Below are 13,605 nucleotides of genomic sequence, written 5' to 3'. Positions count from 1 at the left end.
TAATAGCCGGTTCTTCTACAGCCTTTCTGTGAGACGGTTTCGTACCATCGGTATTTTTGGATTTTCTTTCTACTTCCCGGCGCAGGATCCTTCTCTGAAACGAAAAAGTTGCTTTCCTGTCGTAAATTTTGTCCCGTCCTGAGGCCAGGCCCCGGGCGGCCTTCCTGAAGGCAAAAGAAAAACCTTCCGTTCAGGAAGGCGAATGATGGGCCGACTACACTTGATTTTACTGGTGGGCGGGGTAGGAATTGAACCTACGACCTTCTGCGCGTCAAGCAGACGTTCTCCCACTGAACTACCCGCCCTCACGTGATAACATCTATATTATGGCCCAAACCGGCGAGGATGTCAAGGGGTGATTTGCCGGAGGCCGGGAATTGCGCCTGCCGGCAGGGCCGCCGCCTTCCACCAGCGCCGGAAAAAGGTTTTTTTCGGCACATCCCGGCCGGCCACCAGGGCAGCCCGGCCCAGCTCCACTTCATCCAGGCGGTAGATCACTTCGCCCACTTTCTGCCCGGTCCGGATGGGAGCGGTGAGCCCGGGTACCAGTTTAATTTCCCTGCTCACCCGGGAAAGCTGATCCCGGGTGAGCTCGACCTCCACCGGCGCGGCCAGAATGGCGGGAACCTTATCGGCCAGCCTGCCGGCCACTGCCGGCCGGGCCACCTCTTCTCCCCTGCGGCCCAGGGTCACCCGCAAAACTTCGCTGAAGCCGTAGTCCAGAAGGGCCGCCGCATCCCGGTAGCGGTTGTCGCTGTGCAGGACTACGGCAATCAACCGGCGCCCGCCCCGGGTGGCCGAGGCAATCAGGCAGTTGCCCGCCCGGGGGGTAGAACCGGTTTTAACCCCGTCAATGCCCGGGTATCTGCCTTCCCGCAGGAGGCGGTTGGTGTTATATATGGTTTCCCTGCGCCCGGAGTTGCAAAAAGTGATGGTGGTTTCCCTGGTACACACAATCCGGTTGAACACGGGGTTCTGCAGGGCGTAACGCGTTATTACCGCCAGGTCGCGGGCGCAGGTGTAATGCTGCGGGTCGTGATAGCCGTTGGTATTGGCAAAGCGGGTATGAACAGCTCCCAGGACCAGCGCCTTGGCATTCATCATCCTTACAAATCCCTCTTCGGAGCCGGCCACATGCTCGGCAATGGCCACCGTGCTGTCATTGGCCGACATGATCAGGGCTGCCTTAAGCAGGTTTTCCAGGGTTATCTTTTCACCGGCCCGCAGGTCCAGTATCGAACCCATGCCCACGGCCGCAGCATTGCTGCTCACGGTCACCACATCTCCCAGCCGGCCGTATTCCAGGGCAATAATGGCCGTCATTATTTTGGTCAGGCTGGCCGGTTCAAGCCTCTGCAGGCCGTTTTTATCGTAGAAAATCCGGCCGGTACCGGCATCCATGAGCACGGCCGCGTCCGCCGTCACGGAAGGTTGAGCGGCCCCCGCCGGCGCGGGAAAAGCGGGGAGAAAAAGCAGGCCCAACAGCAGTACCGGGCACAGAATGAGCAGGAAATGGCGCACGGCAATCCCTTCCCTTCTTTTTCCCCCCCTTATTCTGTCACGGCAGCCGGCCGCTTTATGAAAGCAAAAAAAACCAGCCCGCCGGTGGCTGGTTTAAGGAAGTATCGTTAGCAATTTAAAAAATCATTAATAGATTGTCTTCCTCCGCTTGCGCCACCACAGGTAGACCGCCAGGGCAACCAGGGCCAGGAGCACCACCACGTCCAGGCGGTGGAACCAGTATTTCAGGTCCTGCCAGTGCTGGCCCATTTTCATACCCAGATAGGTGAGGAAAAAGCTCCATGGCAGGGAACCCAAAAAGGTGTAGATGACGAAACGGGGGAAGTTCATGCCGGAAATTCCCGCCGGCAGGGAAATAAAGGTGCGCACCACCGGCATCAGCCGGGTGAAGAAAACCGTGGCTTCACCGTAACGCTGAAACCACATCTCCGCCAGCTCTAGATGCCGCAGGGAGATGCCGAAGTACCTCCCGTAACGTATTAAAAAGGGGCGCCCTCCCCAGTAACCCATAAGGTACGAAATGATCGATCCCACCGTGCCGCCAATGGTGCCGGCCATTGCCGCCCAGAAGAAATCCAGCCTGCCCGTGGATACCAGGTAGCCGCCAAAGGGGAGAATGACCTCACTGGGAAGGGGTACGTTGGCGCTTTCAATGGCCATGCCGATGGCGATTCCCCAGTAACCCAGCCTGGAAATAAAATCAACCGTCCATTCAACGATAACCTCCAGCAAAGAAAAAAGGTAATCCAACCCCGATATCCCTCCACCTGAAAAAAGGGCGGGAAACCAAACCCGCCCTTTCTTGCCCCTGTAATTTGCTCCTCCAGGAGTTAAAGCTTGAGATTATCCAGGATATGAGCCAGAAGCGGATCTGTTTCTTTTAAGCCGGTAAGCGGCGACCTGCGGGTGGAATACCGGCTGTCGTAGGCCACCAGGTCCAGCGCCCGGCACATGGCCCGGAAATTGGCCGAAATACTCGAGGCCGCCACGCCGTACTGCCTGGCCAGCTCGTGCTGGCTGATCCGGTGATCGCACTCCAGGCGGGACATGGCATATACCACCGTGGCCACCCACAGCTCGGGCTTGCGGAACGTGGGCCGTACCCTGGAACAGTAGTCATGCCACAGGTGCAGGGCCCCCTGCACCTGGCCCGGATCGTAACCCCTCTCCCGGAGGTCTTCCACAACCCCCCTGGCCACATTGGCATGGGTTACCGCCGGCCACTGGTAGTCTTCGGGAGTTTTAAAATGCTCCCCCGCCGGTTCCTCTCCGTCACCGGTACCGGGACCGGACGGCAGAAGGCCCAGCTTGCGGCGTACTTTCTGGAGATCGTATGAGGGCTCCCCGTTTAATTCCCGCCGGGTTTCCACCAGTTCCAGCTCATGGAACATTTCTTCCAGCCTGGCCCTGCCCTCGGCAGTGAGGCAGGCCTCACGGGGAGTTTTACCGCCCAGGGCGGGAACGGGTTTATCGATCCAGCGGTCGTAATATTCGTCCAGGATGGCCTCGGTGATCTGCTGGGCAATCCGGGCCGAAATCCTGTCCAGGAAGTCGCCGCCGGTCTCGTCACCTCCATCCTCAACCAGGCAGGACAGGGCATAGTTAAAGCCCATTTCCACCACCATGCTGTTAATGAGATGGGAGTGCTCCTTCAGGTAGTCATTGAGAACCTCTTTGACAGTTGCTTTCCGCTTCCGGGCGTAAGATCTCAGATCCCGGCGCAGCTTCTTGAGCAGGATATCTTTACAAAAACCCGGCAAAGCGAGCCCGCTGGTGGAGAACTCGTATTCATCCCCTACCTTCAGCAGCCGCATCAGCAGGATGGCCCCTGGCTGGAGTTCCACCGTTGCATTTACGTCATGCACCCTGAACTCTTTCTTCTGCAGGAGATCCCGCAGCACGACTCCTTTCCCGGGTATAACCTGCAACACCTCAAAAAGGGAAATTCTCGCCGCGGCCCAGTGCTCTAGCAGGATTTGTTCCCTCTCCGAAAGTTCGGGGTTCTGCCGGAAGGTTTCAATGATGGTTAACCCGCTGGGGAGAATGTAATCAAAGATAAACCACTCAAAACACCTTTCCATGGTGAATTCATCATCCCGGTCAACCAGTTCGGGATCCAGGCAGCTCAGATATAGTTCCTGAGCTTTAAGCGCCTCCCGAGCAAAATCCTGGCTGTCGGCAAATTCCCCCAGCTTGCGGCGCAGCTCATGGCCGATACGCCGCCACCTGTACTGTTCCAGGAAAACTACCTTATCGCTTCCAGCGCAGCAGTTGCGATACAATTTACCGCTCCCGCAAGGACAGAGACGTTGACCCATTTTCTTTACACCCCCTTTGCCGGCAGAAAGCTGGCCCGCGGGTTACGCATAGACTTTATTACAGTTTATTCTTAGTGATTCAACACGGGTATCATTATTCCTGCTTCATCCGGCAATAATTCCAGTTTAAGTTGACCTGCGTCATGCTGCACCTTTATTCCCAGCAGGGAGAGGGGGGAAACGGGCAGGTATATATTCCCCTCCCGCCAGGTAAGATTCTTCAATTTAAAATTTTTCCCCCCGGCAAAGGCGGTCTTTGAACCCGGTTCCAGGATAAGCTCCCGGCTACCGGTCCGGATTGATATCTGCTTCAAATCGGGATGCCACTGCACGTTGAATCCCAGGGCCTCCAGGGCAAAGCGCAGGGGAATGTAAATTTCCCCGTCTGCAACCAGGGGGTACACCGCGGCATCCACCCTTTCCCCGTCAACCATTACCCCGCCCGCAAAATTGAAAGTCACACTGCGCGGCAGGTGAGGCTGGAGTTCCTGGCAGGCGGCCACCAGCTGCAGGGAAGGAACGGAAACCTGGCGATCGGGTTCTATACCCCGGCCGTCAATGGACCTGCCGGAGGGTGTTAAAAAGCGGGCAATGGTTATTTTCAGCGCCCCTCCCGCCTCCAGAGGAACAATGGCCTGGGCCACACCCTTGCCGTAGGTGCGCCCCCCCACCAGGACCGCCCGGTGATATTCCTGCAGCGCCCCGGCCAGAACTTCCGCCGCACTGGCGCTCATGCCGTCGACAAGAACCGCCAGGGGCAGGTCCAGGTCGGGATTCTCGCCGGCGGTGGAGTACACTTCTTCGCGACCATTCCTGTCCACCGTAATTGCCACCACCTGGCCGGAAGGTAAAAAGTATCCCGCCAGGTCAACGGCCGCCTGCAGGTAACCGCCGGGATCGCCGCGCAGGTCCAGGACCAACCCCCCGATCCCCCTGGACTGGAACTCCCGCATCAATGCGCCGAATTCACCGGCCGTCCGGGAACCGAAAACATGCACCTTCACATAACCGATATTCCCGGCCAGTATTTTTCCTTCCACCACCGGGCTGCTCATCACTTCCCGGGTGAGCTCCACGTTAAAATCCGAGCCGCCGCGGCGGACGGTCAGCCACAACCGGGAGCCGGCCGGCCCGCGGATTTTTTCCGCCACCCGGGCAAGATCTAGCCCGGAAGTCTCTTCCCCATCCACCCGGACGATCAGGTCACCTTCCCGGATCCCGGCCCGGAATGCCGGGGAACCGGGGAACACCCCGGACACCCGGGGGTAAGGAAAACAGGCCTCCAGCTCCAGGCCCACCCCGGCAAAGCTGCCCTCCAGGGACCGGGCGAAATCCTCCAGTTCCCCGGCGCTGAAGTACTCCGTGTAGGGGTCGCCCACGCTGTTCAAAAGGCCGTCAATGGCCCCCTGCATTAACTGCTGGGCATCGGGGCGGGCAATATGGTAGCGGTAAAGGTAGTCCATCACTTCCGCTACCGCTTTTTCCTCCCGGTACAGCTCCCCTTCTGCCCCGGCTGGACCGGCAGGCAGGATTAAAAGAAATACCGCCAGTAAAAAAACAAGCCTGGTGCGCAAGGTATTCACCTCAAATGGCAAGCAAGATCCATATGTGGCAATTCGCCCCGCCGGGCTGAATATCCTGCCGGGGAGCCGCAAAAGAGCCAGAAATTCAGGGAGGTATTGGATATATCTACGGTGAAATAATTTAATAAAGGCAGGTGTACAGTTTTGCAGGAAAACACGCTTTTAGTCCTGGACGGCAACAGCCTGGCCCACCGGGCCTTTCACGCCATACCCCACCTGGCCACCAGCCAGGGATTGGTAACCAATGCCGTCTATGGTTTTACCAATATGCTCTTAAAGGTGATAAAAGAACTGCAACCGGGCCTGGTGGCCGTGTGTTTTGACATGGGCAGGGTCACCTTCCGCCATGAACAATACGGGGAATACAAGGCTCACCGGCCGGCAACCCCCGATGAACTTCGTCCCCAGTTCCCCCTGATCAAGGAAGTGCTGGCGGCTATGAACATACCCGTGCTGGAATGCGAGGGTTATGAGGCCGACGACTTAATCGGGACGCTGGTCAGCCGGGCGGAAGGGGAGAAGATAGCCAGCATCATCGTCACCGGCGACCAGGACTCCCTGCAGCTGGTCTCGCCCCTGACCAGGGTTTTACTTACCCGCAAGGGAATCAGTGAGCTGGAGGAATACACCGAGGGCCGGGTGTGGGAACGCTTCGGCATCACTCCGGCCCAGTTTCCCGATTACAAGGGGCTGGTGGGGGACACGTCGGACAATATCCCCGGTGTTCCGGGAATAGGACCGAAGACGGCCCGGACCCTGCTCAAGGAATATGGCAGCCTGGAAGAAATAATCTCCCGCGTGGACGAACTGCCGGCCCGCCTGCGGGATAAAATACGTCCCTACCGGGAACAGGCCCTTTTATCCAAGCAGCTGGCCACCATAGAACGAAAGGTGCCCCTGGAGATTGACGTGGGCGCCCTCCGCTGGCCCGGACCGGACTATAACCGGTTGCTGGCCCTCTTCAGCAGGCTGGAGTTCAAAACCCTGATCCGGGCCATCAGGCAGGAACTGGGGCAGCATGAGGATGAGGCAGGCGGGCATCCCGTAAGGGAAGTGGAAACCTACCGGGTGAACTTCCGGCACCTGACCGGGAAAGAGGAGCTGTGCCGCCTGGTGGAACTGAGCCGGCAATCGGGCAGGGTGGCCGTAGCCCTCAGCGGAACCCGCCGGGAAGGTATCGCAGCAGCCGCCGTGGCCCTGAAATCCCCCGGTGAAAGCCCGGAACTGTCCGTTTTTTACCTGGGAACGGAGAGTCCCGCCGGCGGGCAGGCGGCCCTGGAGATTCTGGGAGATATCCTGGCCGACCCCGGTATAGAGAAGCTCCTCCACGACGGCAAGAGCGCCCTGTGGCTTTTGCACAGGTACGGCCTCACTATAAACAACCTGGCCTTCGACACCATGGTGGCGGCCTACCTGCTCAACCCCGCCGCGGCCAGCCAGGAGCTGGCCGACCTGGCCCTGGAGCATTTAAAGGTCGTCCTGCCCGGCCGGGGCGAGGAAGCCCTGGCAGCCCGGGCCGATGCCATCTGGCGGCTGTCGGAACTGCTGGCCGAAAAACTGCGCCTGGCGGAGATGGAGAGGCTGTATTACGAGGTGGAGCTGCCCCTGGTAACTGTCCTGGCGGATATGGAAATGACCGGGGTGGCCATTAACAGGCAGCACCTGGAAGAGATGTCCCGGGAACTGGAGGTAAAGATCGCCTCCCTGGCGGAACAGATCTACCAGCTGGCGGGGGAACAGTTCAACATCAACTCCACCCGCCAGCTGGGGCACATCCTTTTTGAAAAGCTGGAGCTGCCGGTCATTAAAAAAACAAAAACCAGTTACTCCACCGATGCTTCCGTGCTGGAGGAACTGTCCGGGGCCCATCCCATCGTCCCCCTGGTGCTGGAATACCGGCAGCTGATGAAATTGAAGTCCACCTATGTGGACGGCCTGGCCGCCCTGATCAATCCCGAAACGGGCCGGGTGCACACCACCTTCCACCAGACGGTGACGGCCACGGGCCGCCTTTCCAGTTCCGACCCCAATTTGCAGAACATCCCCATCCGCCTGGAGGAAGGGCGTAAGATCAGGAAAGTTTTCATACCCGGCCGGGAAGGGAACCTCATTCTCACCGCCGACTACTCCCAGATCGAGCTGCGGGTGCTGGCCCACATGGCCAAGGACCCCAACCTGCTGGATGCCTTCCGCCGGGGGGAGGACATCCACACCCGCACGGCCGCCGAGGTTTTCGGCGTGTCCGTTACCGAGGTTACCACCGATATGCGGGGCCGGGCCAAGGCGGTTAACTTTGGTATTGTCTACGGCATCAGCGATTTCGGCCTGGCCCGGGATATCAACGTTTCCCGCCAGGAAGCCCGCCAGTACATCGAAAGCTATTTTGCCCGCTACGCAGGAGTAAAGGCATTCATCGAGCGCACCATCCGGGAGGCCCGGGAAAAAGGTTACGTTACCACCCTTTTAAACCGGCGCCGCTACCTGCCCGATCTCTTCAGCCCCAACCGCAGCGTGCGCATGTTTGGCGAGCGCACGGCCATCAATACGCCCATCCAGGGCAGCGCCGCCGATATCATCAAGCTGGCCATGGTACGCATTCACCGGGAATTGAAGGAGCGGGGGCTGGCCACCAGGATGATCCTGCAGGTACACGATGAGCTGATATTCGACATGCCCGCCGGAGAAATGGCGGAAGTGACCGAACTGGTCCGGAGGCACATGGAAAACGCCCTGGTGCTGGATGTCCCGCTGGTGGTGGACATGAAGCTGGGGCCCAACTGGTACGAGGTAAAGAAAATTTAGGAGCGGAGCAAATGCCTGAATTACCGGAAGTGGAAACGGTCAAGCGCACCCTGAAGGAGCGATTAACCGGCCTTACCATACGCGGCGCGGACATCTTCCTCCCCAAGATCATTCAAACGCCCTCACCGGGGGAATTCTGCCGCCTGGTGGTGGGTAAAAAGATCCTGGATGTGGGCCGCCGGGGCAAGTACCTCCTGCTCTCCCTTTCCCGGGGGCTGGTGCTGGTGGTTCACCTGCGCATGACGGGGCAGCTGGTTTACACCGCTCCGGGTGCACCCAGGCCCAAGCACACCCACCTGGTCTTCTACCTGAGCAACGCCCACCAGCTGCGCTACACCGATACGCGCCAGTTTGGCCGCTTCTGGCTGGTGCCGGCAGAAAAACTGCAGGCCGTCAGGGGGTTGAAAGATCTGGGGGTGGAACCATTAAGCGGGGAATTTACGGTGGATTTCCTCAAAAAGGAACTGAAAAAGCGGCGCACCCGCCTGAAACCCCTCCTGCTGAACCAGGCATTCATCTCCGGCCTGGGCAACATCTACGCCGATGAAGCCCTCCACCGGGCGGGACTGCACCCCGCCCGGCAGGCAAACACCCTCACCACGGCCGAAGCGGAAGCCCTCTTCCGGGCCATCCGGGAGGTTCTGGAAGAAGGGATTGCCAGCCGGGGTACCAGCGTGAGGGATTACGTGGACGGCACGGGACAGGCGGGTAGCTTCCAGGAAAAATTGCGGGTATACGGCAAAAGAGGGCAGCCCTGCCCCCGGTGCGGCCTGCCCGTCGCGCGCCTGCGCCTGGGCGGCCGCAGTGCATACTTCTGCCCCGGATGCCAGAAGTAACCAGGGCTCTAACAAATCACCATTCGACCGTCCCTCCCATACAAATGGTTAGGAGACCCCAAAAACCACCTGGGAGGGAGCGGTCAGTGGAGTTATTTACCATCCTCATCTTTGCCCTTGCCCTGAACATGGACGCCTTCGCAGCCGGGGTAGCCTATGGTGTAAGGGGTATCCGGCTGCCCTTTTCTTCTGTGCTGATCATCAGCCTGATGTCGGTTGCGGCCATCAGCCTTTCCATGATTGCCGGGAACCTGTTAGCCAGGGCCATCTCTTTAAGCTTCGCCCGGCATCTGGGTGGGATTATCTTAATCCTCATCGGACTATGGGTACTGTTTCAGGCCATGAGAGAAGGAAATAACGAAGGGGAACCCGCACGGGAAGAGGAACCCCGGCCCCTGGTCCAGATCAGGATCCGCACCCTGGGGGTTATGGTCCAGGTACTGCGGGAACCCCACCGGGCCGACCTGGACCGCTCGGGCGTAATCTCCGCCGGGGAAGCCATCCTGCTGGGTCTGGCCCTGGCTATGGACGCCTTTGGTGCCGGCTTTGCCTTCTCCATGCTCGGCTTCGACCTGATGCTCACCGCCTTTCTGGTGGGAGCCGGGCATATAATTACCACCTACGCAGGCCTGCTGGCCGGTCGTACGTTCGGGGCCACCACCCTGGGCCGCCATTTTTCCGCCCTGCCCGGCTGTATACTGATCCTGCTGGGGCTGTTCAAGCTGTATTAATGCAGCAAAGCCTGCAGGAACCCGGTCCTGTTGAGCGAATTGCTTTTATAGCGGGCCAAAGAAAATTCAGCGCACTTTCCCGCCTGCAAGCTGCAATCTGGAGTGATGCATATTTGTCCTGGCACCTCAAGGTAAAAAAAGATAAAAGCTTTAAGGTGCGCTTGTTTTTTTTCGTTTTGATGCTGCTCATCATCCTGAACCTTGATCATCTGGGGCGGCTTATTTATCCTTTCCCCTACCGGGAAACGATTTTCAAGTATGCTTCCAGCTATGGGGTCGACCCCTTCCTGGTGGCAGCGGTGATCAAAACGGAAAGCAACTTCAATCCCCGGGCTACCTCCCACCGGGGCGCCCGGGGATTGATGCAGATAATGCCGGAAACGGGAAGCTGGGCGGCCCGGGAATTGGGCCTGAGCCACTACCACCGGGACCTGCTGTTCGACCCGGAATTCAACATTCATATCGGCACCTGGTATCTTGCCGACCTGCACCGGACTTTCAATAACGATCCCATCCTGGTCCTGGCCGCCTACAACGGCGGGCTGGGCAACGTGCAAAAGTGGCTGGAACAGCAGCGCTGGACGGGTGAAAAAAGCAAGCTGGACCAGATCCCCTTTGCCGAAACCAGGGATTTTATCCGCAAGGTGCTCTGGAACTACCAGGTCTACCGTTATCTTTACGGAGGTGACCATGGTGAAAAACATTATTAAGGGTGCCTTTTACGGCGCCGCGGTGGGAGACGCCCTGGGCGGCCCGGCGGAATTCATGAGCGCCGGGGAAATCCGGGAAAAGTACGGCGTCTTAAAGGACATGGTCGGCGGGGGCTGGCTGAACCTGGAACCCGGAGAATATACCGACGATACCCAGATGACCCTGGCGGTAGCCCGGGGCATCCTGGCCAATCCCACTTCCCCCATTGAAGAAACAGGCCGCCAGTTCATCCGCTGGTACCAGTCCGGGCCGCGGGATATCGGCAACACCACCTTGATGTCCCTGCGCAACTTCCTGCTGACGGGCAACTGGTATGAAGCCTCCCGCCTGACCGCCAAAACCTTAAATAAGCTCGACTCCAATGGCGGCCTGATGCGCACCCTGCCGGTGACCTTCGGCTACTGGGGCAATCTTCCGGCCATGGCCAGGTGGTCGGTCCAGATTGCCTATATGACCCACTACAGCCAGGAGGGAGCCACCTGCTGCCTCTTCTACAACTTCCTGATCTACCTGCTGGGGTCCTGCAGGAGTTTAAGCAAACGGGAAGCGATAACCCGGGCTCTCCAGCTGGCGGACAAGCACTGCCGTGAATTGAACATCCAGCCCAGCAAGTTTTTCTGGTACATCATCCGCCACATCCAGGAAGGCGCCCCGGAGGTCACCCCCCACGGCAGCGCCCTGGATACCCTGGCCGCAGCGCTGCAGTGTTTCCTGCACACCGAAAGTTTTGAAGACGCCCTCATCGCGGCAGTCAACCGGGGTGACGACACGGATACGGCCGGAACAGTCACCGGGGGCCTCGCCGGAACATATTACGGTTTCGAGGCCATCCCCCGGAAGTGGCTGGAGGCGCTTAAAAATAGCGAGCCCCTGGAAGAAATAAGTGAAAAGTTCTACCGGCTCATCCAGAGCAGCGCTTCCAGAGCGGAATCCCCAATGACGGACCATTCCCGGGGCTGGCCCACCTGCCGGGAAGATTCACAGGTTTAAGGCCTCATTCATGCTCCCGCTCCGGAAGCCCTGTATATCCAGCGTCACATAGGTATAACCCAGCTGCTTCAGTTTCTCAACAACCCTGCCGGAATGCCGGATAACGAGAGGGAAATAATCCCCCGGCACCTCTATGCGGGCCAGGTTGCCGTGATCCCTGAGCCGCAGCTCCGGTATGCCCAGCTGCCGTAAAAATTTCTCCCCTTCGGCCACCCGCGCCAGCCCCTGGCGGGTGATGGGAGTGCCGTAGGGGAACCTGGTGGCCAGGCAGGGGGAAGCCGGCTTACCGGCAGTGGGCAGGCCCAGCCGGCCGGACAGGGCGCGGATCTCCTGCTTGGTCAAACCCGCTTCCATCAGGGGGCTGCAGACCCGCAGCTCCCGGGCGGCCTTAAGTCCCGGCCGGTAGTCGCCCGCATCCCCGGCATTGGCGCCGTCCAGCACGCAATTAAGGCCGTGGGTACGGGCCACTTCCCACAGCCGGGCGTAAATTTCCTTCTTGCAGTGGTAGCAGCGATCCGGGGGATTGGCGGCCAGCACCGGGTTGTCCAGGCCCCTTACGGAAACAGCAAGATGCCTTACCCCGATTAAACGGGCCAGCTCTTTTGCCTCTTCCACCTCACCCGCAGGATAAATTTCCGAGGTAGCCGTAACCGCCAGGATTTTTTCCTCCCCCAATACCATGCGGGCCACTTTAAGCAGTAAAGTGCTGTCCACCCCTCCGGAAAAGGCCACCAGACAACCATCCAGATTCTCTAGGATTTTCTTCAGATGATCAAATTTATTTAAGAGGCTCATGGTTGTCACCTGCCTTTGTAATCTTTCGCCGTAAAATGTAAACCTCCTCCGGATAAGGTAGGATCTATATTTTCTAATGCAGGAATTTTTTGTTTTGATGTAGAAAAAAGGCCCTGTTATCTAATCTGGACTTACAGGAGTCAGACGGGGTGGGGTTTTTAAGCCGCAGCAAAGGATCGATACTTCTGGTGGAAGACTCTGCATTAACCAGGTTTTATTCCAGAAGGCTTTTAGAAAACAACGGTTATGAAGTAGCAGAGGCGGCCAGCGGGGAAGAAGCCCTGGTCAAAATAAGGGAAAGGCTCGATCCATTTGATCTTGTTATTATAGACATTAACCTGCCCGGTATCGATGGCCTGACCACTATAGAAAAAATAAAGGCCATCCCGCATTACCGTTACGTTCCGGTGATGATTTTGACTGTTGAAGCAAAGATATCCACGGTTAAGCAGGCCATCCAGGTGGGCGCCATCGAATACCTTTGCAAGCCTTTCAGCACCGAACAATTACTGCAGCGGGTAGAAAGGCTTATTGGACGCAGCGAAGACCCCCGCGAAATTTTAGAAAGGTTGCTTAGATTAGAAATTAACCGCGCCAAAAGAGGAAATTCAAAATTTTCCCTGGTACTGGCGCAGAGAACAGCAGCCGGCAGGTTCAACACAGCAAGTGTAAAGAGGCTTCTGCAGAAAAAGCTGCGTGAAATTGACGAGGTACTGATGCTTGATGATAACCTCCTGGCGCTGGTACTTCCCTTAACAGATAAGGAAGGAGCAGCCACAGTAATAAAAAAGCTGCAGGAATGGGTGGCTGAAAAAGGGTGGCGCTTTGGCCTGGCGGTTTACCCGGAAAACGGCGGGAATGGCAAAGAATTGTTCGGGTACGCCCAAACCGCAATTTCAAAAAGCTAATATTTAAAACTTTTCCCTTCGCCATAAAAAGCAAACCTCCTTCGTTACCCAGGTTTTTACGTAACGGGTAACCATAGGAGGTTTGTAGCAGTTACCAACAGGCCAACAAATATTGATAAAATATAACAAAACAGTTATCATAAAATTATGGAACTATTAACCATCAGTAAAGCGGCAAAGAAATTGGGCGTTCATCCGAACAGCTTGCGCAACTGGGAGAAGCGCGGTTTAATCAAGCCCGTCCGTCTGCCTGGAGGCCAGCGCCGGTACTCTATGGACGAACTTAACAGGCTGCTGCAGTCCGGTCAGTTGACTGACGGGCAGGAATCAGTTGTGCTCTATGCCAGGGTATCCACTAAAAAGCAGGCTGACGCAGGCAATCTGGACCGGCAGATCGAACGGCTGCGGCA

12 protein-coding genes and 1 tRNA gene are annotated in these 13,605 nt (G+C 57.8%); 7 read left to right on the top strand and 6 right to left on the bottom strand.

The window, feature by feature from the left end; translation table 11 throughout:
• Positions 1 to 230: 230 nt before the first annotated feature.
• From BUB44_RS12120 to BUB44_RS12100, 5 genes are all read right to left on the bottom strand, one after another.
• A tRNA-Val gene (locus BUB44_RS12120) sits at positions 231 to 305 on the bottom strand.
• 43 nt (positions 306 to 348) lie between these two features.
• Positions 349 to 1,521, bottom strand: coding sequence for a D-alanyl-D-alanine carboxypeptidase family protein (locus tag BUB44_RS12115; protein ID WP_242655975.1), 1,173 nt, complete (start codon positions 1,519 to 1,521; stop codon positions 349 to 351).
• Between the two features lie 126 nt (positions 1,522 to 1,647).
• Entirely contained in the window at positions 1,648 to 2,271 is a 624-nt protein-coding gene (locus BUB44_RS12110) for a DedA family protein (RefSeq protein WP_027357465.1), read from the bottom strand.
• Between the two features lie 80 nt (positions 2,272 to 2,351).
• Positions 2,352 to 3,839, bottom strand: a complete 1,488-nt coding sequence (locus BUB44_RS12105) for a DUF7986 domain-containing protein (protein WP_083543234.1) — start codon at positions 3,837 to 3,839, stop codon at positions 2,352 to 2,354.
• Between the two features lie 71 nt (positions 3,840 to 3,910).
• Complete coding sequence (locus tag BUB44_RS12100; RefSeq protein ID WP_073166725.1) at positions 3,911 to 5,413, bottom strand: S41 family peptidase; 1,503 nt, start codon at positions 5,411 to 5,413, stop codon at positions 3,911 to 3,913.
• A gap of 153 nt (positions 5,414 to 5,566) precedes the next feature.
• On the opposite strand from BUB44_RS12100, the gene polA reads away from it, so the two are divergent.
• From polA to BUB44_RS12075, 5 genes are all read left to right on the top strand, one after another.
• A complete protein-coding gene (polA, locus tag BUB44_RS12095) occupies positions 5,567 to 8,224 on the top strand; it encodes a DNA polymerase I (protein ID WP_073166715.1) in 2,658 nt (885 codons plus the stop codon).
• Positions 8,225 to 8,235: 11 nt separating this feature from the next.
• On the top strand, positions 8,236 to 9,060 hold the full coding sequence (mutM, locus tag BUB44_RS12090; RefSeq protein ID WP_073166712.1) for a bifunctional DNA-formamidopyrimidine glycosylase/DNA-(apurinic or apyrimidinic site) lyase: 825 nt from the start codon (positions 8,236 to 8,238) through the stop codon (positions 9,058 to 9,060).
• 86 nt (positions 9,061 to 9,146) lie between these two features.
• A complete protein-coding gene (gene ytaF / locus BUB44_RS12085) occupies positions 9,147 to 9,791 on the top strand; it encodes a sporulation membrane protein YtaF (RefSeq protein ID WP_073166709.1) in 645 nt (214 codons plus the stop codon).
• Between the two features lie 113 nt (positions 9,792 to 9,904).
• Positions 9,905 to 10,501 carry a lytic transglycosylase domain-containing protein gene (locus BUB44_RS12080; protein WP_083543237.1) on the top strand — a complete coding sequence of 199 codons (597 nt, stop codon included), beginning with the start codon at positions 9,905 to 9,907 and terminating at the stop codon, positions 10,499 to 10,501.
• Positions 10,485 to 11,492: an ADP-ribosylglycohydrolase family protein gene (locus BUB44_RS12075; protein ID WP_157833026.1), complete on the top strand. Its 1,008-nt coding sequence runs from the start codon at positions 10,485 to 10,487 to the stop codon at positions 11,490 to 11,492. Before BUB44_RS12080 ends, BUB44_RS12075 begins: the two co-directional genes overlap by 17 nt.
• On the opposite strand, the gene larE is transcribed toward BUB44_RS12075, so the two are convergent.
• A complete protein-coding gene (gene larE, locus BUB44_RS12070) occupies positions 11,481 to 12,287 on the bottom strand; it encodes an ATP-dependent sacrificial sulfur transferase LarE (RefSeq protein ID WP_027357471.1) in 807 nt (268 codons plus the stop codon). The genes BUB44_RS12075 and larE overlap by 12 nt on opposite strands.
• 149 nt (positions 12,288 to 12,436) lie before the next feature.
• On the opposite strand from larE, the gene BUB44_RS12065 reads away from it, so the two are divergent.
• Entirely contained in the window at positions 12,437 to 13,195 is a 759-nt protein-coding gene (locus BUB44_RS12065) for a response regulator (protein ID WP_027357472.1), read from the top strand.
• Between the two features lie 183 nt (positions 13,196 to 13,378).
• Positions 13,379 to 13,605, top strand: a 227-nt coding sequence (locus tag BUB44_RS12060; protein ID WP_242655974.1) for a MerR family DNA-binding transcriptional regulator, incomplete at its 3' end; no start/stop codon positions are given.

The organism is Desulfofundulus australicus DSM 11792, assembly GCF_900129285.1.
Classification (GTDB): Bacteria; Bacillota; Desulfotomaculia; order Desulfotomaculales; family Desulfovirgulaceae; genus Desulfofundulus; species Desulfofundulus australicus.
The sequence above is the reverse complement of the archived record's forward strand: the minus strand, read 5'-3'. Positions and strand labels throughout refer to the sequence as shown.

Bases quoted from the DNA above. Each gene is read 5' to 3' on its own strand.
- larE (WP_027357471.1), bottom strand. From the start codon at position 12,287: ATGAGCCTCTTAAATAAATTTGATCATCTGAAGAAAATCCTAGAGAAT.
- mutM (WP_073166712.1), top strand. From the start codon at position 8,236: ATGCCTGAATTACCGGAAGTGGAAACGGTCAAGCGCACCCTGAAGGAG.
- BUB44_RS12105 (WP_083543234.1), bottom strand. From the start codon at position 3,839: ATGGGTCAACGTCTCTGTCCTTGCGGGAGCGGTAAATTGTATCGCAAC.